This window comes from Streptomyces sp. NPDC039424, assembly GCF_055639495.1.
In genome coordinates, this window is sequence record NZ_JBVKAI010000027.1 from 53,541 (window position 1) to 76,985 (window position 23,445).

Sequence of the window (23,445 nt, forward strand, 5' to 3'; positions counted from 1 at the left end):
CCTCAGAACCTCGGCGCGTTACGGGACCGCTGCACCCGCGTGGTGCGGCGGTCCTTCGCGTTCCAGCACGCCTTGTGCCAGTGGCGGCGGTCGTCGATGCCCGAGTGCTCCGGCCAGGCCACGACGTGCGGGACACCGGAGGGGATCACCTGGTCGCAGCCCGGGCAGCGGTAGGTCTTGCCCTGCGCGCTGGCCCCGGCCACATGGCGCACGCTCCACTCCTCGCCCCGCCAGCTCTCCGTGGACTCCCAGCCGCCGTACCGGCCGGCGCGCTCGTCCTCGGCGCTCGGGCCGGACACGGCCGCACCCTTGGGGCCCTTGGGTCGGTTGCGACGCGGGGACACGGGACACCTCACGGGGCTATACAGGAATCACGGGCTGTGTCCAGCCTACGCGGCAGAGGGAGGGGTACGCGTAGGGAACCAACCCCCACAAGTCCCCCTGCCGGCCGCCTCATTCCGCAGACAATCCGCAAATCCCTTCGCCAGGCCGTGTCCTCGGCACGTGTCACCCGGTTATGCCGGGTGGGGGAGCTCCGTGTCGGAGCCAAGGAAGCAGGAAATGCAATGCGCGTAGGAAGTTTCGTGCTGGCCGCCCAGTTCCCGGGCCAGGGCCAGGGGGAGGCGCTGCACCGGGCGGTGCGCACCGCGGAGGTCTCCGAAGAGGCGGGCCTCGACGCCGTGTGGCTGGCCGAACACCACTTCGTGCCGTACGGCACATGCCCGTCGGCGGTCACCCTGGCCGCCCTGCTGCTGGGCCGCACCAGCCGTATCCGGGTCGGCACCGCGATCAGCGTACTGCCCACCGTCCACCCGGTCGCCCTCGGCGAGCAGGCCGCGCTGCTGCACGTGACCAGTGGCGGGCGCTTCACGCTCGGCGTGGGGCGCGGCGGGCCGTGGGTGGACCTGGAGGTCTTCGGCACCGGCCTCGCGGCCTACGAGCACGGGTTCCCGGAATCACTCGATCTGGTGGTGCGCTGGCTGCGCGAACCGGCGGTGGCGGCCTCGGGTGAACGATTCGCCTTCCGTGAGGTCCCCGTCGTGCCCCGCCCGTCCGAGGCGCTGTCGGACGCCCCGGGACCCGAGGTCGTCGTCGCCTGCACCTCCCCCGCGAGCGTGCGGCTGGCGGCCGAGCGCGGGCTGCCGATGCTGCTCGGGATGCATGTCGGGGACGAGGAGAAGGCCGAGATGGTCGCCCTGTGGCGGCGCCACGCGCGCGCGGCGGGACGGCCGGCCCAGGAGATCGCCCGCGCGGCCCATGTCTCCGCCGGCGTCTGCCAGATCGCGGACCGGCGCACCGACGCGGCGGAGACACTGCTGAAGGTGATGCCGGGCTGGCTGAAGCAGGGGCTGGAGGCCCATGTGACGGTGGACGGCCGACCACGGGCGATGCGCGACCCCCTCGCCTACACCGAACTGCTCTGCGGGCTGCACCCGGTGGGCACCCCCCGCCTGTGCGTCGACCGGCTCGCGGCGACCGCGGAGCGGACCGGCATCTCCCGCTTCGCGCTGCTCGTCGAGGGCTCGGGGGACCTCGCGGCGACGGAGGAGAACGTGCGGCGGCTGGGCGCCGAGGTACTGCCCCAGCTGCGCTGAGCCCGCCAGGACCACCGTGCCGGGCAACTCCTCTGCCCGGCCGGAAGCTTGCCGCCCCTCGTACTGATCGCACCTCCCCCGGATGGAGCGGCAAGCAAGCGGCTCACTGCGTCGGCAGTCCCTGAGCTCCGCGTCAGCAGTCCCTGAGCTCCGGGGACTGGTTCAGCAGTTGACCGCGTACCGAGGTGAAGCGGGCCAGTCGTGCGTCGGCCGAGGCGTCCAGCGGGAAGACCGCCACCCGGTGGCAGTTCTGGAAGGCCAACCGCACACCGAAGTGCCGCTGCAGCGCGCCGCGTATCGCGTCACTGGCGAGCGCGCGCAGCAGCTGACCGCGTGCCTGCTCGTCCGGCGGGGGCGTCTGGTTGTCGGCGAACTCTCCGCCGTCCACCTTCAGCTGGGCCACCAGGGAGCTGATCATCTCCCATGCGTAGGGCAGGGAGGTCCGGACGCAGTCGACGAAGGCAGCTTCGTCGACCTCGCCTCGCTCGGCCTGTTCGAGTAGGGCCGGTGAGACGTCGAGCGACATGGGTACTCCTCTCGCACCCCCGACCAGCAGGGGTTGCCGGACAGATAAGGGGGTTCGCGATACCGGACACGCTGAGTACACACATCGCGACCTCCCGTTTACTACCGTAGGCAACGGACGGTGACCGCACCAGGAGAATGCGTACATGGGCCGATCCCTTTAGGCACACAATCGGCCAAGGATGAACAAGGGTTTCCAGGGCGAATCGCGTGGGCCGTGGGACGTCGAGTAGCGTTGCCGACCATGCGTCTCGTCATTGCCCGGTGCTCGGTCGACTACGCCGGCCGGCTCACCGCCCACCTCCCCTCGGCTCCCCGTCTGATCCTGGTCAAGGCGGACGGCAGCGTCTCGATCCACGCGGACGACCGGGCGTACAAGCCCCTCAACTGGATGTCGCCGCCCTGCGCGCTGAAGGAGGGCTCGGGCGAGGAGGAGGGCGTCTGGACCGTCACCAACAAAGCGGGCGAGAAGCTGATCATCACAATGGAGGAGATCCTCCACGATTCCTCGCACGAACTCGGCGTGGACCCCGGCCTGATCAAGGACGGCGTGGAAGCGCACCTCCAGGAGCTGCTCGCCGACCGCATCGAAACGCTCGGGGAGGGCTACACCCTGATCCGGCGTGAGTACATGACGGCCATCGGCCCGGTCGACATCCTGTGCCGGGACGCCGAGGGGCAGACCGTCGCCGTGGAGATCAAGCGGCGCGGTGAGATCGACGGCGTGGAGCAACTCACCCGCTACCTGGAGCTGTTGAACCGCGACCCGCATCTCGCCCCCGTCCGGGGCGTCTTCGCCGCCCAGGAGATCAAGCCTCAGGCCCGCGTCCTCGCCACCGACCGCGGCATCGGCTGCCAGGTGCTGGACTACGACGCGCTCAGGGGCATCGAGGACGACAAGCTGCGGCTGTTCTGAGCAACGGCGGTACGAGGGTGGGGGCCGGGTCCTGAGGAGGGAACCGGCCCCCACCTGCGTCACATCAGCGAGCCCGTGCCGCTGCTCTCGGGGGCGCCGGCCGAGCTGCTGGATGCCGCCGGGGCGCTGGAGGCGGGGCCGCTGGCCGAGTTGGAGGTGGACGGTGTCGACGGCGCCGTCTGCGTGGGAGTGGGCGTCGTGGTGTCGGTCGGCGTCGGGGTCGCCGACTTGGTCGGTGTCTGCGAAGGGGTCGTCTTCGTCGGGGTCGGGTCCGGCGTCGACGGCTTGGTCGTCGACGGCTTCGACGGCGTACTCGACGAACCCCCGCCCCCGGAGCCCTTCGTACCGCTCGGGTCGTCCGAAGGCTGCACCGGCTCCTGGGTCGGTGTCGGGTCGTCCGCCGTGCCGTAGGCGCCGTCGGGGCCGGGGTCCGTCGGGCGGCTGACCACCGTGTCCGTGTCGCCCTTGCCGTCGTCGCCGTCCTTCTGCGGTGTGTCCGCGCCCAGACCGCCGCCGTCGTCGGTGCCCTGGCTGGCGGACGGGTTGACGCTCACGTTGTCCGCCGGGTTGTCGGCGTTGTCGTGGGAGGTCATGCCGAGGGTCACGACCGTGCCGAGCACGGCGGCGAGCAGCGCGCCGGAACCGGCCGCGACGAGGTTGCGCCGGGCCAGCCGCCGGATGCCGCTGCCGCCGCCTTGGGCCTTCGGCAGCCGCGCGGTCGCCGCGGTCCGGTGGGTGACCAGCGTGTCGGCGGGCAGCTGGAGCGGCGGGAAGGGGGCCGGGACCCCGCCGGGGGGCGAGGCCGACTCCTCGTAGCGCGCGTCGGGCACCTCCTCGCCCGCCGTCGCGCCCAGCCCGGGCACGTCGCCCGCGCGGTCGGCGACCAGGGCGAGGGCACGGCGGCCGGCGACGGTGCCGCGCTTGTCGGCGAGGGCGCCGCGCAGCCCGATGGAGGATTCCAGTTCGGCGCGGGCCCGGTCGAGCTGTCCGCCGCAGAGCGCGAGGATGCCCAGCTCGTGGTGGAAGTAGGCCTGGTCGGCGATCTCCCCGGCGAGCCGGGAGGCCTCGGCGCCGGCGCGCAGAGTCCGCTCCCAGGCGCTCCAGTGCAGGCCCGCGGCGAAGGCGGGCGCGGCGGTGCGGGCCAGCCGGACGGCGGCGCTCTCCTCACCCTCGGCGGGGGGTGTGGTGAGCGGCACCAGGACGGTCAGCGCGGCGAGTACGGCGTCGGCCTCGGCGCACACCCGCTCGGGCGTGACCGAGGGGTGACCGGCCCACCAGGCGTAGTGCTGGGCGGCGGCGAGGGCGCCGGCCGCGATGTCGTCGGCGTATCCGGCGGCCTCCAGCTGGGTCCGCACGCCGGCCGCGAGGCGGTAGCGGGAGCCGACCGGGGAGACCAGTCCGCAGGCGACGAGTTCACCGAGGGCGGCGTCCGCGTGGGTGTCGCCGACCAGGGCGGGCAGGTGTGCCTGGTGCGGGACCTCGCCGCCGAGCGCGACGGCGAAGCGCAGGGTGGCGCGGGCGGAGGCGCTCAGCCGGGAGGCGAGCAGCCGGGCGGGCGCCGCGGTCTCGCCGAGCGAGGGCAGGGGTACGTCCTCGCCGTCCTCGGGGTCCGTGTCGAAGGGCGCGTCGGCCGACGGTCGTACGTCCTCGAAGACGCCGAACTCGTCCACCGCGCCCGCGCTGGCCCGCAGCTGTTCGCGCTGCCTGAGCAGTGCCCCGGCCTGGACGAACCGCAGGGGCAGGCCCTCGGACTCGAACCAGAGGTCGCCGGCCCAGTTGGCCTCCTCCTCGGTGAGGACGCGGCCGACGGCCCGTTCGAGGAGCTCCACGCCACCGGTGCGGTCCAGGCCGCTGAGGAAGACCTCCTCGAGGGGCGAGTCGGCGGACGGCGCGGGCACCTCCGGAGTCGCGGAGATCAGGAACGCGCACTCGGGGGTGGCGTCGAGGAGCTCGTCGAGGGCGGCGCCGCCGAACTCGATGTCGTCCAGGACGACGACCGCGCCGATCTCGCGGACCAGTGCGAGCAGTTCGTCGTGGCCGGGGCGGTACAGGGGCGCGTCGTGGACGGCGTGGCAGAGGTCGTACAGCAGGTCGGTCGCCGTGCGGTGGTAGCCGGTGAGCCGGACCACGCCGTCGGGGGCGAGGTCCGCGCAGTCCTCGGCGACGAGGTCGAGCAGGGCGGTACGGCCGGACCCGGAGGGACCGGTGAGGCGTACGGAGCGGCCGCGGGCGAGCAGGCGCACCAGGCGCTCCCGCTCGTCCTGGCGTTCCAGGAGCGGCAGCGCGGACTGGGCCGGGCCGGGCGGTACGGGTGGCCGGGCCGCGCGGTCGGCGGCGGCGCGCTTCCCGGGCGTGCCGGGCTGTGCTCCCGGCGGGCAGGGCTCGATCTCGCTGCCGTCGACCGGATTGACGGTCAGCAGGAAGTCGCCGGTGACGAGCCGTACCGTGCGGGCGAGTGCCGGTGCGCTCTGGCCGAAGTCGGTGGTGAGGGATTCCCTGGGCGGGCGCTGACGCGGCGGGCTGCCGTCGCCGTCATGGCCGTGGTCCTCGGGTCCCCGGTTGATCGGGTCCATAGGTTCAAGCCCCCCAAAAGCGTCGTGTGCCCGTGTCCGGCCCCTCCCGGCCTGCTGCACACCGCGCTGTCGCTTCTGGTCCGGGCCCGCTCGAGGGTTGCGAGGCAGCGGGCGACCGAACCCTAAACCTTCGCACAGTATCTACGACAGTCCGGGGTGCCACGCCGTCCGAGACGTCACGGTCTCGTGAGGATTGCACGCGACGCTCGGAGGGACGTGTCCGCCCGGGTCTCCCCCGTCGCCGGGTTCACACCCGCTCGCGGCGTCCCGTGCGGGGCTCACACCCGGGGCAGCGACTCCACGCCGATGCCGCCCTCGATCGCCAGGATCCGGTGCAGCCGGGTGGCCACCAGCAGGCGCTGCATCTGCGGCGGTACGCCGCGCAGCACCAGGCGTCGGCCGCAGCGGCCGGCCCGCCGGTGGGCCCCCATGATCACCCCGAGTCCGGTGGCGTCCCAGGAGTCCAGCTCGGACAGGTCGAGCACCAGGTCGCCGACTCCGTCGTCGACGGCCGAGTGCAGGACCGTACGGGCGTCCGCCGCGCTGCGGACATCGAGGCGGCCCCCGACGACCAGCTCGGCGTGGTCGCCCCTGATGTACATATCCGCTCCCCGTGAGTGCGTCTCGTGCTCGGCGATGTCTGTTGATGCAACCTCTGACGGCGTTGAGCGGTCAGAGGTTGCCGTCTGTGAGCGAACCGATACCGAATTCACCCGCGGGAGTGATGCCCGGGGGTAGAGCTCAGTACTTGTAGAAGCCCTGCCCGCTCTTGCGCCCGATGTCACCGGCGTCCACCATCCGGCGCATCAGCTCCGGCGGGGCGAACTTCTCGTCCTGCGACTCGGTGTAGATGTTGCCGGTGGCGTGCAGCAGGATGTCGACGCCGGTCAGGTCGGCCGTGGCCAGCGGGCCCATGGCGTGGCCGAAGCCCAGCTTGCAGGCGATGTCGATGTCCTCGGCGCTGGCGACGCCCGACTCGTACAGCTTCGTAGCCTCGACGACGAGGGCGGAGATGAGCCGGGTGGTGACGAAGCCGGCCACGTCCCGGTTGACGACGATGCAGGTCTTGCCGACGGACTCGGCGAACTCCCGCGTGAAGGCGAGGGTTTCGTCGCTGGTCTTGTAGCCGCGTACCAGCTCGCACAGTTGCATCATCGGGACCGGCGAGAAGAAGTGGGCGCCGACGACGCGCTCCGGGCGTTCCGTCACGGCCGCGATCTTGGTGATCGGGATGGCGGAGGTGTTGGAGGCGAGGACGGTGTCGTCGCGCACGATCTTGTCCAGGGTGCGGAAGATGTCGTGCTTGACTTCGAGCTTCTCGAAGACGGCCTCGACGACGATGTCCGCGTCGGCGGCGGCGTCCAGGTCGGTGGTCGCGGTGATGCGGGCGAGGGCGGCGTCGGCGTCGTGCGCCTCCAGCTTGCCCTTGCTGACGAACTTGTCGTACGAGGCCTTGATGCCGTCGGTGCCACGCCTCAGTGCCTCGTCGGTGACGTCCCGCAGAACGACCTCCCAGCCCGCCTGCGCGGAGACCTGGGCGATGCCGGAACCCATGAGACCGGCCCCGATGACGGCGAGCTTCCGTGCCACTCCGACTCCCCTTACACGCTGTATACGTCTGCCTCTTCGGCGGACCATAGCGCTCGTGAGGGGCCGTGTGACCGGTAAGTAATGCGCGTCACGTCTCATTTGACGGACATCACACCGGCAGGGGTCACGCCTCGCCCCGGACGGCGTAGTTGAGCACCGTGTCACTCAACATGTCCTCCATGTCATCGAGGAGGGCCAGTGCCTCTCGTGACACTTCGTGCGGATTGCGCCCCTTGACCATCTCGCGCCCGATGACCGCCATGACCGTACTGTGCACCCAGCCGATCTGACCGGCCATCAGATACGGCCGCTCGTCGCCGTCCTCCGCGCCGGTCTCCTCGCGCAGGACCTGCTCCAGATTCGCCTGGACCTCCTGTGCGATGCACCACAGCCGCGAACGCAGAGTGGGCGCCCCCTCGACGACCCGCATGAAACGGGCGTATCCAGGCATCAGGCCGACCCGGGGAGAAACCGCCTCGACCTCCTCGCGCAACTCGCGCAGGACGGCCCCGGCGGCCGACTCACCCTTGCCGCGACCGCGCACCCAGCGGGCGAGCCGGTCGACCATCCCGCTGGAGCGGTCGAAGAAGAGGTCCTCTTTGGCCGGGAAGTAGTTGTAGACGGTGTTGACGGAGACGTCGGCGGCTTCGGCGATCTCCGCGACCGTCACCGCGTCGAAACCGCGTTCGACGAACAGTCCCGTGGCGACATCCGAGATGTACTGCCGCGTCTGCCGCTTCTTCCGCTCCCTGAGTCCCTCGGCCATGTCCCCATCCTAGCTTCGCTGGGCTCCCTTGAATTTTGGAGTCATTGCAAAATTTCAGGGACTCTGTTTTTCTGGTGGCCATGACCCCAGTCATCAGTGCGGCCGGACTGGCCCACACCTTCCAGACGAAACGCGGCCCGGTGCGGGCCGTACGCGGAATCGACCTCACCGTCCGCGAGGGCGAGATCCTCGGCTTCCTCGGCCCCAACGGAGCGGGCAAGACGACCACCCTCCGGATGCTCACCACCCTGCTGGCCCCTACCGGCGGCACGGCCACCGTCGCGGGCCACGACCTGGCCACCGACCCGGCCGGTGTACGCGGGACGTGCGGGTACGTGGCCCAGTCGGGCGGCGCCGACCCGCAGATCTCCGTACGCGAGGAACTGGTCACCCAGGGCCGCCTCTACCGGCTGACGAGGCGCCAGGCCGAGGACCGGGCAGAGGAGTTGGCGCGGGACCTGGACCTGACCGGATTACTCGACCGCAAGGCGGGCGCGCTCTCCGGCGGTCAACGGCGCCGCCTGGACATCGCGATGGGCCTCACACACCGCCCGAAGGTCCTGTTCCTGGACGAGCCGACCACGGGTCTCGACCCCGGCAGCCGCGCCGGCCTCTGGGCCCTGATCCGCCGCCTGCGCGACGAGCACGGCACGACCGTCTTCCTCACCACCCACTACCTCGACGAGGCGGACGCCCTCGCCGACCGGCTGGTCGTCGTCGACCAGGGCGTGGTGGCGGCCGAGGGCACGCCGGGCGCGCTCAAGCTGGAGCACGGCGGCTCGATCGACGCCACGCTCCAGGACACCTTCCTCGCCATCACCGGCCGCGGGCCCTCCCCGGCCGACACCGCCCCCGTAGCCGTATAGGACCCCGATGCTCCTCCACGACACCGCGCTCATCTACGGCCGCTGTCTCCGCCAGTCCCTGCGCTCCCGCTTCGCGCTGCTGTTCGGCGTCCTGATGCCGCTCCTCTATCTCCTCTTCTTCGGCCCCCTGCTCACCGGCCTGCCACTGGGCGCGCGGGGCAGTTCCTGGCAGGTGCTGGTGCCCGGGCTGCTACTGCAACTCGGCCTGTTCGGAGCCGCCTTCGCGGGCTTCTCGATCATCATCGAGAAGGGGCAGGGGGTGGTGGAGCGGATGCGGGTGACGCCCGTCAGCAGGCTGGCCCTGCTGCTCGGCCGCGTACTGCGGGACGCCACGGTCTTCGTCTTCCAGGCCGTGCTGCTGGTCCTCGCGGCCGTGGTCATGGGCCTGCGCGCGCCGCTGCCCGGCGTCCTCATCGGCTTCGTGTTCGTCGCGCTGCTGACGATCTCGCTGGGGTCGCTGTCATACGCGCTGGCGATGAAGATGCGCACCCCGCAGGAGTTCGGGCCCACGATCAACGCGCTGACCATGCCGTCCATGCTGCTGTCCGGCCTGATGCTCCCGATGACCCTGGCGCCCGCCTGGCTGGACGTGCTCTCCCACTTCGTGCCGTTCCGCTATCTGGTGGACGCGGTGCGGGACGCGTACGTCGGCTCGTACGCGTCGGCCCACATGCTGTACGGCGCGCTGGTCGCCCTGGGCTTCGCCGCGCTGGCCGTGACGGTGGGCACACGGGTCTTCCGGACGTCCGGAGCGTAACTACGCTGGCCTCATGGTCAATCTGACGCGCATCTACACCAGGACCGGCGACCAGGGCACCACCGCCCTCGGCGACATGAGCCGGGTCGCCAAGACCGATCTGCGGATCTCGGCGTACGCGGACGCCAACGAGGCGAACGCGGTGATCGGCACGGCGATCGCGCTGGGAAACCTGGACGAGGAGATCGTCAAGGTCCTCACCCGCGTGCAGAACGACCTGTTCGACGTGGGTGCGGACCTGGCGACGCCGGTGGTCGAGAACCCCGAGTTCCCGCCCCTTCGGGTCGAGCAGTTCTACATCGACAAGCTGGAGGCGGACTGCGACCGCTTCAACGAGGAGCTGGAGAAGCTCCGCTCCTTCATCCTCCCCGGCGGCACCCCCGGCGCGGCCCTGCTCCACCAGGCGTGCACCGTCGTACGGCGGGCCGAGCGATCGACGTGGACCGCCCTGGAGGCCCACGGCGAGACGATGAACCCCCTCACCGCGACCTACCTCAACCGCCTGTCCGACCTGCTGTTCATCCTGGCCCGGACGGCGAACAAGGAGACGGGCGATGTGCTGTGGGTACCGGGCGGGGAACGCTGACGCGGGCATCACATCCGGCGGTAGATCTCCCTGCGGTGCCCCACCTGGACGACGAGGCGCGTACACGGTGCCGCCGGAGACGTCAGCGGCGGCGCACCGGCTGCCGCTTCGGGAACAGTGTGTAGCTCGCGGCAATGAGCACATTGATGCCGATCAGCCACAGCATCCGCACCTGCCACGCCCGCAGCGAACCGGTCTCGCCGTCGCCGCCGACGTACCAGACGGCGGCCTGCAGCAGGACCGTGGCCACCAGTGCCGCGAGGATCCAGCGGCCCGCGACCTTCCATTCGTGGACGGCGCGGGCCGTGCCGTACTTCGGGGGGCGTACGGGAGGCGGGCCGCCCGCGAAGCGGTGGGCGACCCGGGCGTCCGCCCACCGGATCGTGGAGTGGCCGAGGCCGGCGGTGAAGCCGATGTAGACGGCGGCCAGGCCGTGCCGCCAGTCGGGCTCGGCGCCGTTCTTGAGGTCGATGGCGGTGACGGCGAACAGCACGGCCTCCAGGAGCGGCTCGCACAACAGCAGGGCGAGGCCCAGGCGGGGCATCCGGAACACGTACCGGAACGCCAGCCCCCCGGCCAGCAGCACCCAGAAAGCCACCTCGCAGGCGACGATCAACCCGACGATCACGGTTCGCTCCTCTCGTTCCCTCCAGGCTCCCGCCAGGGGGCGCACCCGTCGTCGTCGCCTCCGACGAACCCGCGGTACATCGAAAGTTGCAGTTCGGGACCCTTCCCGAGGAGCAGGCGGGCGGCACCCGGCCCGTGTTGGGATGGGGGCATGCCCGTACGACTGACCCGCCCGCACCCCGACGACGTGTGGATCGCCGTGGGCGGGCTGCTCGGCGGGCTGCTGCTGTGGGCGCTGGGGATCTTCCCGCGGGTGTCCTCGGACGACACGGTCCTTCTGCACCAGCGGTGGGCGGCCCTGCTGCCGCTGGCCGTGACCGCCGCCTGCGAGCTGCTGCGCCGCACCCGGCCCCGGCCCGCCCTGGTGGCCGGCACGGCGGCGCTGGTCGTGGACACGGTGACCCGGGGCAGCATCGTCACGGTCGTGCTCTACACGGACCTGATGTACGCGGCCGTCCTGTACGGCACTCCGGCCGCCGCCCGGCGCATCCCCTGGGTCACCGGACTGCTCACGGTGGTCTGCGGGGTGGTGCCGGCCGCGCTGTGGCGCGATCCGCAGGGGCTGCTGATCGGCGTGGCGGTCGGCGTCGTCGCACTCGCCCCCGCCGGCACCGGCTGGGTGGTGCGCAACCACCGCGACGCGGCCGAGGCAGCCCGGCTGCGCGCCGAGCAGACCGCGCTGCTCGCCGAGATGGACCGGGTCCAGGCGGTCACGGCCGAGCGGGCGCGGGTGGCACGGGAGCTGCACGACATGGTCGCCAACCACCTGTCCGCGATCGCCATCCACTCCACGGCCGCGCTCTCCCTCGACGCCCCGGAGACCTCCAGGAACGCCCTCGCCGTCATCCGGGAGAACAGCGTCGACGGGCTGGCGGAGATGCGGCGGCTCATCGGCATCCTGCGGGACCGGGGCGGCGACCGGGAACCCGTGGCCACCCCCACCCTCGACGGCCTCACCGCCCTGGTCGACGGCGCCCGCGCCAACGGCCTCGACGTCACCCTGCACACCGACCACGCGCACGTGCCCGCACCGGTCGCCCTGGCCGCCTACCGGATCGTGCAGGAGTCGCTGACCAACGCCCTCAAGCATGCCGCGCCGGGCCGCGTCCGGGTCGGGCTGCGCCAGGTCGGCGAGGCCCTGCACATCCGGGTGACCAGCCCGTACGGCCGCGGTGACGGCCCGCGCGCCCCCGGCTCCGGCGCCGGTCTGGTGGGGATGCGGGAGCGGGCCGCACTGCTGGGCGGCGGTTTCGAGGCCGGCCCCGACGGCGCGCTGTGGGCCGTACGCGCCGAACTTCCGCTCACCGAGGGAGACCCCGCATGATCCGTGTCCTGGTCGCCGAGGACCAGTTGGCCGTCCGCGCCGGGCTGGTGCTCATCCTGGGCAGCGCGCCCGACATCGAGGTGGTCGGCGAGGCCACGGACGGGCGGCAGGCGGTGACGCTGGCCCGGGAGCTCAGGCCGGACCTGGTGCTGATGGACGTGCAGATGCCGCGGCTGGACGGGGTGTCGGCGACCCGGGAGGTGGTCGCGGAGCGGCTCGCGGACGTGCTCGTGCTGACCACCTTCGACCACGACGAGTATGTGTTCGGTGCGCTGCGGGCCGGGGCGGCCGGGTTCCTGCTCAAGAACGCCGAGGCCCGTGACCTGCTGGAGGCGGTGCGGACGGTGGCGCGCGGGGAGGGCGTGGTCGCCCCGGCCGTCACACGGCGGCTGATCGCCGAGTTCGCCGCCGGGCCGGTGCGGGAGCCGTCCGTCGACCCGGCCGTGCTGGAGGCGCTGACGCGCCGTGAGCGCGAGGTGCTGGCGTGCATCGGCGAGGGGCTGTCGAACGCCGAGATCGCCGGGCGGCTGGAGATGGCCGAGGGGACCGTGAAGACGCACGTCAGCCGTCTGCTGGGGAAGCTGGAGCTGCGCAGCCGAGTGCAAGCGGCGGTGCTGGCGCAGGAGTTGGGGATCTAACGCGCCACCGGAGGAGTGGTCCAGACCTATTGACCTATGGTCCAGACCTTTCTATTCTCGCGGCACGTTGGGCGTGAAGGCTCAGTCACGCCCCCACACCCCCGAGGAGGCGCACGATGCGCTTCAGACACAGAGCCGCGGCAGGGTTCGCGACACTGTTGCTCCCGCTGGCCGGACTGGTCGGCCTCGCGAGCCCCGCCCAGGCCGCGACGACCGCCACCGCCACCTACACCAAGGCCTCGGACTGGGGCACCGGCTTCGAAGGCAAGTGGACCGTCAAGAACACCGGCACCACCACCATCAGCGCGTGGACCGTGGAGTGGGACTTCCCTTCCGGCACCTCGGTCACCTCGGCCTGGGACGCGGACGTCACGTCCTCGGGCACCCACTGGACGGCCAAGAACAAGTCCTACAACGGCACCCTCGCCCCGGGCGCCTCCGTCTCCTTCGGCTTCAACGGCGCGGGCTCCGGCTCGCCGTCCAACTGCAAGCTCGACGGCGACAGCTGTGACGGCACGACGGTCCCCGGCGACGCGGCGCCCTCCGCGCCCGGGACGCCGACCGCCTCGAACATCACCGACACCTCGGTGAAGCTCGGCTGGAGCGCGGCCACCGACGACAAGGGGGTCAAGAACTACGACGTGCTGCGGGACGGCAAGACGGTCGCCACCGTGACGACGACCTCGTACACGGACACCGGCCTGACCGCCGGCACCGACTACTCCTACACCGTCCAGGCCCGGGACACCGCCAACCAGACCGGCCCGGTCAGCGGCGCGGTCGCCGTGCACACCACCGGCGGCGGTACCACTCCCCCGACCACCGGCAACAAGGTCAAGCTCGGGTACTTCACCGAGTGGGGCATCTACGGGCGCAACTACAACGTCAAGAACCTGGTGACCTCCGGCTCCGCCTCGAAGATCACGCACATCAACTACGCCTTCGGCAACGTCACCGGCGGCAAGTGCGCGATCGGCGACTCCTACGCCGACTACGACAAGGCCTTCACCGCCGACCAGTCCGTCAGCGGCACCGCCGACACCTGGGACCAGCCGCTGCGCGGCAACTTCAACCAGCTGCGCCAGCTGAAGGCCAAGTACCCGAACATCAAGGTGCTGTGGTCCTTCGGCGGCTGGACCTGGTCCGGTGGCTTCGGCGAGGCCGCCAAGAACCCGGCCGCCTTCGCCCAGTCCTGCTACGACCTGGTCGAGGACCCGCGCTGGGCCGACGTGTTCGACGGCATCGACATCGACTGGGAGTACCCGAACGCCTGCGGCCTGTCCTGTGACACCAGCGGGGCGGCGGCCTTCAAGAACCTGATGTCGGCGCTGCGCGCCAAGTTCGGCTCGAACAACCTGGTCACCGCGGCCACCACCGCCGACGGCTCCTCCGGCGGCAAGATCGACGCCGCCGACTACGCGGGCGCCGCCGCCTACGTCGACTGGTACAACGTGATGACGTACGACTTCTTCGGCGCCTGGGACGCGCAGGGCCCGACCGCCCCGCACTCCCCGCTCACCTCGTACAGCGGCATCCCGAAGGCGGGCTTCACCACCGCCGACGCGATGGCCAAGTTCAGGGCCAAGGGCGTGCCGGCGAGCAAGCTGCTCATCGGCATCGGCTTCTACGGCCGCGGCTGGACCGGCGTCACCCAGGACGCCCCGGGCGGCACGGCCACGGGCCCGGCGGCCGGCACGTACGAGCAGGGCATCGAGGACTACAAGGTGCTCAAGACGTCCTGTCCGGCCACCGGCACCGTCGCGGGCACGGCCTACGCGCACTGCGGCAGCAACTGGTGGTCGTACGACACTCCGGCCACCATCGGTACGAAGATGGCGTGGGCCAAGACCCAGGGTCTGGGCGGCGCCTTCTTCTGGGAGTTCAGCGGCGACACCGCGAGCGGCGAGCTGGTGAGCGCCATCAACAGCTCACTCGGCTGATCTCCGTCCCCTTCCCCCCCACCGCGGGCAGGCCCTCCGGGTCTGTCCGCGGCGTCTTTGAGGTCTCCACCAGTCAGGCCACGTTGACGCGCTGACCGGGAGGTGCCGCCTCCAGCCAGGCGAGGAAACCGGTCAACGCGTCCTCGCTCATGGCGAGTTCCAGGCGCGTGCCCCGGTGGGTGCAGGCGAGGATGACGGCGTCGGAGAGCAGTGCCAGCTCCTCCTCGCCCTCGGGGAGGCGGCGGCCGGCCACCTCGATCTGCGCCCGCTCCAGGATCCGGCGGGGACGGGGGGCGTAGGAGAAGACGCGGTACCACTCGATGCGGTCGCCGTTGTAGCGGGCGACGCCGTAGCTCCAGCCCTTGCCGCCGGTGTCGGGTTTCTCCGGCACGTCCCAGCGCAGGGAACAGTCGAAGGTGCCGCCGGAGCGCTGGATCAGCCTGCGGCGCAGACCGAACAGGAACAGTCCCACCACCACGAGCGCGACCACGATCCCGCACACAGTCAGAGCGAGGACCATCGGCACCGACCTCCTCGTCTCCTAGGTAACGGAACGGAAAAAACACCCGCATTCGCCTCAGCCGCGGCCGGGTCCGGATTGCTCCGGTCCCAACCGCGGCTGAGTGACGTCATAGCACGGCGCGCTGGTTCAGCGCGCCGCCGCCGCGCGCAGTCGGACGTCCGCGCGGCGCTCGGCGGTGGCGTCGCCCTCCGCCTTCGCGCGCTCCAGCTCCCGCTGCGCGCGCTGGACATCGATCTCGTCCGACAGCTCGGCGATCTCGGCCAGCAGCGACAGCTTGTTGTCCGCGAACGAGATGAAACCGCCGTGCACCGCGGCGACGACCGTTCCACCATCACTCGTACGGATGGTCACCGGGCCCGACTCCAGCACACCGAGCAGCGGCTGGTGACCGGGCATGACGCCGATGTCGCCGGACGTGGTGCGCGCGACGACCAGGGTGGCCTCGCCGGACCAGACCTCTCGGTCGGCCGCGACCAGCGCGACGTGCAGCTCAGCAGCCAAGGTTGGCTCCTCGGGTCACCACCCGGCGGTAGTGCCGGGTGTTGGGGTCAATTCTAGTAGGCGTGGCGAGAGGGGCAGGACACACCCCGCTGGGGTGCGTCCCCGCCCCTCTCACAGCGAGCGCGGGGCTCAGGAGACGCCCAGCTCCTTCGCGTTCTTGCGCAGGTCCTCGAGACCACCGCACATGAAGAACGCCTGCTCGGGGAAGTGGTCGTACTCACCGTCGCAGATCGCGTTGAACGCGGCGATCGACTCGTCCAGCGGAACGTCCGACCCGTCCACGCCGGTGAACTGCTTGGCGGCGTGGGTGTTCTGGGACAGGAAGCGCTCCACACGACGGGCACGGTGGACGACGAGCTTGTCCTCCTCGCCGAGCTCGTCGATACCGAGGATCGCGATGATGTCCTGCAGGTCCTTGTACTTCTGCAGGATCGTCTTCACGCGCATGGCCGCGTTGTAGTGGTCCTGCGCGATGTAGCGCGGGTCCAGGATCCGGGACGTGGAGTCCAGCGGGTCCACGGCCGGGTAGATGCCCTTCTCCGAGATCGGACGGGAGAGCACCGTCGTCGCGTCGAGGTGGGCGAAGGTGGTGGCCGGCGCCGGGTCGGTCAGGTCGTCCGCGGGGACGTAGATCGCCTGCATCGAGGTGATCGAGTGACCGCGGGTCGAGGTGATGCGCTCCTGGAGCTGACCCATCTCGTCCGCCAGGTTCGGCTGGTAACCCACCGCGGAGGGCATACGGCCCAGCAGCGTGGAGACCTCGGAACCGGCCTGGGTGAAGCGGAAGATGTTGTCGATGAAGAACAGCACGTCCTGCTTCTGGACGTCGCGGAAGTACTCCGCCATCGTCAGACCGGCCAGGGCGACGCGCAGACGGGTACCCGGGGGCTCGTCCATCTGACCGAAGACCAGCGCGGTCTTGTCGAGGACGCCGGACTCCTCCATCTCCTGGATGAGGTCGTTGCCCTCACGGGTGCGCTCGCCGACGCCCGCGAAGACGGAGACGCCCTCGTGGAGGTTGGCGACACGCATGATCATTTCCTGGATCAGCACGGTCTTGCCGACACCGGCGCCACCGAACAGACCGATCTTGCCGCCCTTGACGTACGGGGTCAGCAGGTCGACGACCTTCAGGCCGGTCTCGAACATCTCGGTCTTCGACTCGAGCTGGTCGAACGCGGGGGCCTTGCGGTGGATGGACCAGCGCTCGCCCTCGTAGGTCTCGTCGACGTTCAGCACCTCACCGAGGGTGTTGAACACCTTGCCCTTGGTGAAGTCGCCGACCGGGACGCTGATGCCCGAGCCGGTGTCGGTCACCGGAGCCTGGCGGACCAGGCCGTCGGTGGGCTGCATGGAGATGGCGCGGACCAGGCCGTCACCCAGGTGCTGGGCGACCTCCAGGGTCAGCGTCTTCTTCTCGCCGGCGTTCGCCGGGTCGGCGACCTCGACGTGGAGGGCGTTGTAGATCTCCGGCATCGCGTCGACGGGGAACTCCACGTCGACGACCGGGCCGATGACCCGGGCGACGCGGCCCGTAGCCGTCGCGGTCTCAACAGTGGTGGTCATTAGCGGTCACTCCCCGCGGTCGCGTCGGCGAGAGCGCTCGCGCCACCGACGATCTCGCTGATTTCCTGGGTGATTTCGGCCTGGCGGGCCTGGTTGGCAAGCCGGGTGAGCGTCTCGATGAGCTCACCGGCGTTGTCCGTGGCCGACTTCATCGCGCGCCGCGTGGCGGCGTGCTTCGAAGCGGCCGACTGGAGCAGCGCGTTGTAGATACGGCTCTCGACGTACCGCGGCAGCAGGGCGTCGAGGACGTCCTCCGCCGACGGCTCGAAGTCGTACAGCGGAAGGATCTCGCCCTGCGGCTTCTCCTCCGCCACCTCTTCGAGGCGCAGCGGCAGCAGACGGGCGTCGAGCGCCGTCTGCGTCATCATCGAGACGAACTCGGTGAAGACGATGTGGAGTTCGTCCACGCCGCCGTCCGCCGTCTCCTTCTCGATCGCCTCGATCAGCGGCGCCGCGACCTTCTTGGCGTCCGCGTACGAGGGCTCGTCGGTGAAACCCGTCCACGACTCCGCGACCTTGCGCTCACGGAAGTTGTAGTGGGCCAGACCGCGGCGGCCGACGATGTACGTGTCGACCTCCTTGCCCTCGCGCTCCAGGCGCTCGGTCAGCTGCTCCGCCGCCTTGATGGCGTTGGAGTTGAAGGCGCCGGCCAGACCGCGGTCGCTCGTGAGGAGCAGGACCGCGGCACGGGCCGGGTTGTCCGCCTCCGTGGTGAGCGGGTGCTTGGTGTTCGAACCGGTGCCGACCGCCGTGACCGCTCGGGTGAGCTCGGTCGCGTACGGCGTGGAGGCCGCCACCTTGCGCTGCGCCTTGACGACGCGCGAGGCGGCGATCATCTCCATCGCCTTCGTGATCTTCTTGGTCGCGGAGACGGATCGGATGCGACGCTTGTAGACCCGGAGCTGGGCTCCCATGAGTCAGGTCCCTTCCGTCGTCACTTGCCGGAGGTGGCCGGGGCGTCCTCGCCGAGCAGCTTGCCGTCCGAAGTCTCGAACTGCTTCTTGAACTCCGCGATCGCGTCGGCGATGGCCTGCAGGGTGTCGTCCGACATCTTGCCGCCCTCCTTGATGGAGGTCATCAGGCCCTGGTGCTTGCGGTGCAGGAACTCCAGCAGCTCACGCTCGAACCGGCGGATGTCGGCGACCGGGACGTCGTCCATCTTGCCGGTGGTGCCGGCCCACACGGAGACGACCTGGTCCTCGGTGGCCATCGGCTCGTACTGGGCCTGCTTCAGCAGCTCGACCATGCGCTGACCGCGCTCCAGCTGCGCCTTCGACGCGGCGTCCAGGTCGGAACCGAAGGCGGCGAACGCCTCCAGCTCACGGAACTGGGCGAGGTCGACACGCAGACGGCCGGAGACCTGGCGCATCGCCTTGTGCTGCGCGGAACCACCGACTCGGGAGACGGAGATACCGACGTTCAGCGCGGGGCGCTGACCGGCGTTGAACAGGTCCGACTCCAGGAAGCACTGGCCGTCGGTGATGGAGATGACGTTGGTCGGGATGAACGCCGAGACGTCGTTGGCCTTGGTCTCGACGATCGGCAGACCGGTCATCGAGCCGGCGCCCATGTCGTCGGAGAGCTTGGCGCAGCGCTCCAGCAGACGGGAGTGCAGGTAGAAGACGTCACCCGGGTAGGCCTCACGGCCCGGCGGGCGGCGCAGCAGCAGGGACACGGCGCGGTAGGCGTCGGCCTGCTTGGACAGGTCGTCGAAGATGATGAGGACGTGCTTGCCGTCGTACATCCACTGCTGGCCGATGGCCGAACCGGTGTACGGCGCCAGGTACTTGAAGCCGGCCGGGTCGGACGCCGGGGCGGCGACGATGGTCGTGTACTCCAGGGCGCCGTTCTCCTCCAGCGCGCGGCGGACGCCGGCGATGGTGGAGCCCTTCTGGCCGATGGCGACGTAGATGCAGCGGACCTGCTTCTTCGGGTCGCCCGAGCGCCAGTTGTCGCGCTGGTTGATGATCGTGTCGACGGCCAGGGCGGTCTTGCCGGTCTGGCGGTCACCGATGATCAGCTGACGCTGACCACGGCCGATCGGGGTCATCGCGTCGACGGCCTTGTAGCCGGTCTCCATCGGCTCGTGCACCGACTTACGGACCATGACGCCCGGGGCCTGCAGCTCGAGGGCGCGGCGGCCGGACGTCTCGATCTCGCCGAGGCCGTCGATCGGGGCGCCGAGCGGGTCGACGACGCGGCCGAGGTAACCCTCGCCCACTCCGACGGAGAGGACCTCACCGGTACGGGTGACCGGCTGCCCCTCCTCGATACCGCTGAACTCGCCGAGGACGATGGCACCGATCTCGCGCTCCTCGAGGTTGAGGGCGAGGCCGAGGGTGCCGTCCTCGAACTTCAGCAGCTCGTTGGCCATGGCGGAGGGAAGACCCTCCACCTTGGCGATGCCGTCGCCGGCAAAGGTGACCGTGCCGACCTCCTCGCGCGAGGCCGCGTCCGGCTGGTACGACTGGACGAAGTTCTCCAGCGCGTCCCGGATCTCCTCCGGCCGGATCGTGAGCTCCGCCATCTGGGTTCCCTGCTCTCCTTGTTGGGCCCGAAGTTTCACTTGGGGGGTTGGGGGACTCCCCCCAATAAGAGGTGAATCCTCTGCACGGCCCAACCAGGGCCGTCGTGTACGTCTTGCGTGTTGAGTTGCGGCTAGCCCGCCATGCGGCGGGCGGCGTCCTCGAGCCGGTCCGCGAGGGAGCCGTTGATGACCTCGTCGCCGACCTGTACCCGGATGCCGCCGACGACATCGGGGTCCACGTCGAGGTTGAGGTGCATCCGACGCCCGTAGAGCTTCGCCAGGGCGGCGCCCAGGCGCTGCTTCTGCGTGTCGCTCAGCGGCACCGCCGAGGTGACGACGGCGACCGCGCGGTCCCGCCGCTCGGCGGCGAGCTTGGACAGGGACTCGAGTCCCGCTTCCAGGCTACGTCCCCGCGGCGCGGTCACAAGGCGCGTCACCAGACGCTCGGTGGTCACCTTGGCCCGGCCGCCGAGCAGCCGGTGCAGCAGCTCGATCTTGGCCGAGGCGGTGGCCCTGCGGTCGGTCAGCGCGGCGCGCAGCCCGGTGTTCGAGCTGACGATGCGGCCGAACCGGAACAGCTCGTCCTCGACGTCGTCGAGCGTGCCCGCCCGCTGAGCGGCGGTGAGGTCGGCGACGCCGGCCAGCTCCTCCAGCGCGTCCACCAGGTCGCGGGACTGCGACCAGCGGGCACGCACCAGGCCGGACACCAGGTCGGCGGTGGCACCGCTGACCTGGCCGCCGATCAGGCGCTGGACCAGGGTGGCCTTGGCCTCGCCGGGCTGCGCCGGGTCGGTGAAGACCCGACGCAGCGACACCTCGCGGTCGAGCAGCGCGGTGACGGCCGCCAGCTCGTCGGCGAGCGAGCTCGCGTCCACGGACGTGGCGTCCGTCAGCGCGTCGAGACGCTCACGTGCGGCTGCCAGGGCCTCGCGGCTCGCTCCGTTCATCGCGTGGCCTCGGCCTTCTCCTCGAGCTCGTCGAGGAAGCGGTCGATGACACGGCTCTGGCGGGCGTGGTCCTCGAGGGACTCGCCGACGAGCTTGCCGGCCAGTTCGGTGGCGAGCTTGCCGACGTCCTGACGGAGCGCGGACGCCGCGGCCTTGCGGTCGGCCTCGATCTGGGCGTGACCGGCGACGACGATCTCCTCGCGCTGCCGCTGGCCTTCGGCGCGCATCTCGGCGATGAGCGCGGCACCCTGCTCCTGAGCCTCCTGGCGCAGGCGCGCGGCCTCGTGCCGGGCCTCGGCGAGCTGGGCCTTGTACTGCTCAAGGACGCTCTGGGCCTCGGTCTGCGCGGCCTCGGCCTTCTCGATACCGCCCTCGATCGCCTCGCGGCGCTGCTCCAGAACCTTGTTGATGTTCGGAAGGAGCTTCTTGGCGAGGAAGCCGAAGACGATGACGAAGGCGATCAGGCCGATGACGAGCTCTGGGATCGGCGGGATGAGGGGGTTTTCGGCCTCCTCCGCCGCCAGCAGAACCAGGGGGCTCATATCAGTGCCTTTCGTCTAATGGTGCGCGTGGGTCGGATCAGCTGCTCGGGTAGACGAACGGCATGACCAGACCGATCAGGGCGAGCGCCTCACAGAAGGCGAAGCCGAGGATCTGGTTGGCGCGGATCAGGCCGGCCGCCTCGGGCTGGCGGGCGAGGGCCTGCGTGCCGTTACCGAAGATGATGCCGACGCCGACGCCCGGGCCGATCGCGGCGAGGCCGTAACCGATCGAGCCGAGGTTGCCCTTGATCTCGACGCCGGCGGCAAGGGTCTGGAGAGCGGACATGCCGGTTCTTCCTTCTCTTTCAATGACCGGTGGGGGTTGGCCACCGGATGTCTGGGTGGGTGGTCGGGGTGCTCAGTGGTGCTCGGCGAGCGCGCCCTGGATGAAGCTGCAGGTCAGCAGTACGAAGACATACGCCTGGACAGCCTGGATGAAGAGTTCGAAGGCGGTCATCACGATGACCATCACGAACGAGACACCGGAGTACGCGATACCGATGCCGTTCAGCATGTACCAGCTGGCGATCGTGAAGAGCAGCAGCAGCGTGTGACCGGCGAACATGTTCGCGAAGAGTCGCACGGCGTGCGTGAAGGGCCGCACCAGCAGGTTCGAGAAGAGCTCGATGGTCATCGACAGCGGGAGCACCGCGCCGAGCGACTTGTCGTAGCCGGTGAAGTTCTTGAAGGCGCCGACGAAGCCGTGGCGCTTGAAGGTCAGGGAGACCCAGAGGATGTAGACGATGCCGGCCAGGACGGCGGGGTACGAGATGATCGCCGTGACCGGGAACGCCGCGACCGGGATCACCGACCACAGGTTCATCATCCAGACGAAGAAGAACAGCGAGACGATGAGCGGGACGTACTTCTCGCCTTCCTTCTTGCCGATGGTCTCGTAGACGACACCGCGCCGCACGAAGTCGTAGCCGGCCTCGGCCACCATCTGCAGCTTGCCCGGGACGACCTTCGGCTTGGCGAAGGCGGCCCAGAAGAAGCCGACGATGATGATCGAGCCGAGCAGCGCCAGCAGCATCGTCTTGTTGAAGTACAAGTTGCTGTCCGCGTCGCCCCAGAGCGGCTGGAAGAGGAACGAGTGCAGGCCCGGAGCCGGGAAGCCGCACCCGTCGAACAGGTGGCAGCTCGTGTCGAAAGCGAGCGTCTGCGTCGGATCAGCACTCACCGCGGGCTCCTTCATCGTGGCGCATGGGTACGGCAACCTCGTTGTGTCGGCGCGGCGCAGGGCCGCGGTTCGGCACGGGACTGGTGTTTCGGATGTGGGGGCGGCTGTGGGGCATCGTGCCTCGCGATTGAGCAGGCGTCAGCTCAGATGCCCGCGCCCGCGATGCCGCAGTTGGCACCGGACGATAGCAGGATCTCTCGTGCGCCTTTATCCCGGCCCTACCTCTCACGACGAGTGCCCCGATTTCTCGGGCTTGTCACCCTTCGCGGAGGCGGTCGAATCGGGTTCGACGTAGAGGATCTTGGCCTTCATATGGGCACGCGTCTGCGCGGCGATCCACGTGAGGGTGGCGACCACGAGCACGATGGCGAAGGCCCTGGGGTTGAACAGCGTCGTGTTCTTGAACGCGGCGAGGAAGATGAACAGCAGCAGCAGCTGGGCCGCGTAGAGCATCAGGCCCATCATCTGGAAGAGCTGCGGAAATGATTTGGCGGTGCGCTGCAGCACATAGAGGCCGACGCCCATGAAGAGGATCACGATCACCGTCGCGACGGCCGCCCCGACCGCTCCCTTGCCGCCCGCGACCACACCGCTGACGACGGCGGCGATCGCGCCGACGGCAGCCGTGGGTACGGCGGCCTGGGCCAGGATCCGGACGTCATTGGACGGCATGGCGGCAACTCCGCTTTCACAGGGGGGCAGGGTGTCGTCATGGACGAGCGTAGTCCCGGTCCGAGTTCAGAGACTCACGCCAATGGACCGGCGCACTGCGGTCCTTCGGCTCTGTCCGGGGTTCTCGTGAACCGTATCACAAACTATTTGATGAGGTCTTTACCTGAGGGTGTGCTTGCTGTCACACATGAGAGTGACAGCGCGCGTCTGTGCAGAGACCGGGCCGACATGTCTGGTATTAGGGAGCTTTGCTCCCCCACGACTTGGCAATGCTCTAGTCAGAT

At 70.2% G+C, this 23,445-nt stretch carries 25 protein-coding genes; 8 read left to right on the forward strand and 17 right to left on the reverse strand.

Annotated features, from left to right (window positions below):
- Window positions 1-2: 2 nt before the first annotated feature.
- Window positions 3-344 (reverse strand): ATP/GTP-binding protein, encoded by a 342-nt coding sequence (locus ACZ7L0_RS39650; RefSeq protein ID WP_471247440.1) that lies wholly within the window; start codon window positions 342-344, stop codon window positions 3-5.
- A gap of 222 nt (window positions 345-566) precedes the next feature.
- On the opposite strand from ACZ7L0_RS39650, the gene ACZ7L0_RS39655 reads away from it, so the two are divergent.
- Window positions 567-1,595, forward strand: coding sequence for an LLM class flavin-dependent oxidoreductase (locus tag ACZ7L0_RS39655; RefSeq protein WP_471247441.1), 1,029 nt, complete (start codon window positions 567-569; stop codon window positions 1,593-1,595).
- 133 nt (window positions 1,596-1,728) lie between these two features.
- Here the strand turns inward: ACZ7L0_RS39655 and ACZ7L0_RS39660 are convergent, their stop codons facing one another.
- Complete coding sequence (locus tag ACZ7L0_RS39660; RefSeq protein WP_471247442.1) at window positions 1,729-2,121, reverse strand: SCO5389 family protein; 393 nt, start codon at window positions 2,119-2,121, stop codon at window positions 1,729-1,731.
- 243 nt (window positions 2,122-2,364) lie between these two features.
- Between ACZ7L0_RS39660 and nucS the strand changes: the two genes are divergently transcribed.
- Window positions 2,365-3,036: an endonuclease NucS gene (gene nucS / locus ACZ7L0_RS39665; protein WP_471247443.1), complete on the forward strand. Its 672-nt coding sequence runs from the start codon at window positions 2,365-2,367 to the stop codon at window positions 3,034-3,036.
- Between the two features lie 59 nt (window positions 3,037-3,095).
- Here the strand turns inward: nucS and ACZ7L0_RS39670 are convergent, their stop codons facing one another.
- From ACZ7L0_RS39670 to ACZ7L0_RS39685, 4 genes are all read right to left on the reverse strand, one after another.
- Entirely contained in the window at window positions 3,096-5,609 is a 2,514-nt protein-coding gene (locus tag ACZ7L0_RS39670; RefSeq protein ID WP_471247444.1) for an ATP-binding protein, read from the reverse strand.
- 278 nt (window positions 5,610-5,887) lie between these two features.
- Window positions 5,888-6,211: an STAS domain-containing protein gene (locus ACZ7L0_RS39675; RefSeq protein ID WP_030672301.1), complete on the reverse strand. Its 324-nt coding sequence runs from the start codon at window positions 6,209-6,211 to the stop codon at window positions 5,888-5,890.
- A 139-nt stretch (window positions 6,212-6,350) separates the two neighbouring features.
- Window positions 6,351-7,199, reverse strand: coding sequence for a 3-hydroxyacyl-CoA dehydrogenase family protein (locus ACZ7L0_RS39680; RefSeq protein WP_471247445.1), 849 nt, complete (start codon window positions 7,197-7,199; stop codon window positions 6,351-6,353).
- A gap of 124 nt (window positions 7,200-7,323) precedes the next feature.
- A complete protein-coding gene (locus ACZ7L0_RS39685) occupies window positions 7,324-7,965 on the reverse strand; it encodes a TetR/AcrR family transcriptional regulator (protein ID WP_471247446.1) in 642 nt (213 codons plus the stop codon).
- Window positions 7,966-8,045: 80 nt separating this feature from the next.
- Between ACZ7L0_RS39685 and ACZ7L0_RS39690 the strand changes: the two genes are divergently transcribed.
- Genes ACZ7L0_RS39690 through ACZ7L0_RS39700 form a run of 3 tightly spaced genes read left to right on the forward strand, consistent with a single transcriptional unit; the run spans window position 8,046 to window position 10,174 of the window.
- Complete coding sequence (locus ACZ7L0_RS39690; protein WP_471247447.1) at window positions 8,046-8,831, forward strand: ABC transporter ATP-binding protein; 786 nt, start codon at window positions 8,046-8,048, stop codon at window positions 8,829-8,831.
- A gap of 7 nt (window positions 8,832-8,838) precedes the next feature.
- Window positions 8,839-9,588, forward strand: a complete 750-nt coding sequence (locus tag ACZ7L0_RS39695; RefSeq protein WP_471247448.1) for an ABC transporter permease — start codon at window positions 8,839-8,841, stop codon at window positions 9,586-9,588.
- 13 nt (window positions 9,589-9,601) lie between these two features.
- Entirely contained in the window at window positions 9,602-10,174 is a 573-nt protein-coding gene (locus ACZ7L0_RS39700; protein ID WP_471247449.1) for a cob(I)yrinic acid a,c-diamide adenosyltransferase, read from the forward strand.
- 82 nt (window positions 10,175-10,256) lie between these two features.
- Here the strand turns inward: ACZ7L0_RS39700 and ACZ7L0_RS39705 are convergent, their stop codons facing one another.
- Complete coding sequence (locus ACZ7L0_RS39705; RefSeq protein WP_471247450.1) at window positions 10,257-10,802, reverse strand: hypothetical protein; 546 nt, start codon at window positions 10,800-10,802, stop codon at window positions 10,257-10,259.
- A 150-nt stretch (window positions 10,803-10,952) separates the two neighbouring features.
- On the opposite strand from ACZ7L0_RS39705, the gene ACZ7L0_RS39710 reads away from it, so the two are divergent.
- The 3 genes from ACZ7L0_RS39710 (at window position 10,953) to ACZ7L0_RS39720 (ending at window position 14,703) form a co-directional block, all read left to right on the forward strand.
- Complete coding sequence (locus tag ACZ7L0_RS39710) at window positions 10,953-12,125, forward strand: sensor histidine kinase (RefSeq protein WP_471247451.1); 1,173 nt, start codon at window positions 10,953-10,955, stop codon at window positions 12,123-12,125.
- Entirely contained in the window at window positions 12,122-12,763 is a 642-nt protein-coding gene (locus ACZ7L0_RS39715) for a response regulator (protein ID WP_471247452.1), read from the forward strand. Before ACZ7L0_RS39710 ends, ACZ7L0_RS39715 begins: the two co-directional genes overlap by 4 nt.
- A 116-nt stretch (window positions 12,764-12,879) precedes the next feature.
- Window positions 12,880-14,703 carry a glycosyl hydrolase family 18 protein gene (locus ACZ7L0_RS39720; RefSeq protein ID WP_471247453.1) on the forward strand — a complete coding sequence of 608 codons (1,824 nt, stop codon included), beginning with the start codon at window positions 12,880-12,882 and terminating at the stop codon, window positions 14,701-14,703.
- Between the two features lie 73 nt (window positions 14,704-14,776).
- Here ACZ7L0_RS39720 and ACZ7L0_RS39725 read toward each other — a convergent pair whose 3' ends face one another.
- The 10 genes from ACZ7L0_RS39725 to ACZ7L0_RS39770 all read right to left on the reverse strand — a co-directional run bounded on the left by ACZ7L0_RS39725 (window position 14,777) and on the right by ACZ7L0_RS39770 (window position 23,161).
- A complete protein-coding gene (locus ACZ7L0_RS39725; protein ID WP_471247454.1) occupies window positions 14,777-15,223 on the reverse strand; it encodes a DUF2550 domain-containing protein in 447 nt (148 codons plus the stop codon).
- Window positions 15,224-15,352: 129 nt separating this feature from the next.
- Window positions 15,353-15,727, reverse strand: a complete 375-nt coding sequence (locus ACZ7L0_RS39730; RefSeq protein WP_471247455.1) for a F0F1 ATP synthase subunit epsilon — start codon at window positions 15,725-15,727, stop codon at window positions 15,353-15,355.
- 129 nt (window positions 15,728-15,856) lie between these two features.
- Window positions 15,857-17,293, reverse strand: a complete 1,437-nt coding sequence (gene atpD, locus ACZ7L0_RS39735) for a F0F1 ATP synthase subunit beta (protein WP_471247456.1) — start codon at window positions 17,291-17,293, stop codon at window positions 15,857-15,859.
- The gene (locus ACZ7L0_RS39740) at window positions 17,293-18,207 is read right to left on the reverse strand and encodes a F0F1 ATP synthase subunit gamma (RefSeq protein WP_471247457.1); all 915 of its coding nucleotides are present in this window, start codon (window positions 18,205-18,207) and stop codon (window positions 17,293-17,295) included. The genes atpD and ACZ7L0_RS39740 overlap by 1 nt, the downstream gene beginning before the upstream one ends.
- Before the next feature lie 20 nt (window positions 18,208-18,227).
- Window positions 18,228-19,820, reverse strand: a complete 1,593-nt coding sequence (atpA, locus tag ACZ7L0_RS39745) for a F0F1 ATP synthase subunit alpha (protein ID WP_471247458.1) — start codon at window positions 19,818-19,820, stop codon at window positions 18,228-18,230.
- 131 nt (window positions 19,821-19,951) lie between these two features.
- On the reverse strand, window positions 19,952-20,767 hold the full coding sequence (locus ACZ7L0_RS39750; protein WP_471247459.1) for a F0F1 ATP synthase subunit delta: 816 nt from the start codon (window positions 20,765-20,767) through the stop codon (window positions 19,952-19,954).
- Window positions 20,764-21,309 carry a F0F1 ATP synthase subunit B gene (locus ACZ7L0_RS39755; RefSeq protein WP_471247460.1) on the reverse strand — a complete coding sequence of 182 codons (546 nt, stop codon included), beginning with the start codon at window positions 21,307-21,309 and terminating at the stop codon, window positions 20,764-20,766. The genes ACZ7L0_RS39750 and ACZ7L0_RS39755 overlap by 4 nt, the downstream gene beginning before the upstream one ends.
- A 37-nt stretch (window positions 21,310-21,346) precedes the next feature.
- Window positions 21,347-21,595: an ATP synthase subunit c family protein gene (locus ACZ7L0_RS39760; protein WP_030610088.1), complete on the reverse strand. Its 249-nt coding sequence runs from the start codon at window positions 21,593-21,595 to the stop codon at window positions 21,347-21,349.
- Between the two features lie 72 nt (window positions 21,596-21,667).
- Entirely contained in the window at window positions 21,668-22,504 is an 837-nt protein-coding gene (atpB, locus tag ACZ7L0_RS39765) for a F0F1 ATP synthase subunit A (protein WP_471247461.1), read from the reverse strand.
- A 210-nt stretch (window positions 22,505-22,714) separates the two neighbouring features.
- Window positions 22,715-23,161, reverse strand: a complete 447-nt coding sequence (locus tag ACZ7L0_RS39770) for a hypothetical protein (RefSeq protein ID WP_471247462.1) — start codon at window positions 23,159-23,161, stop codon at window positions 22,715-22,717.
- Between the last annotated feature and the right edge of the window lie 284 nt (window positions 23,162-23,445).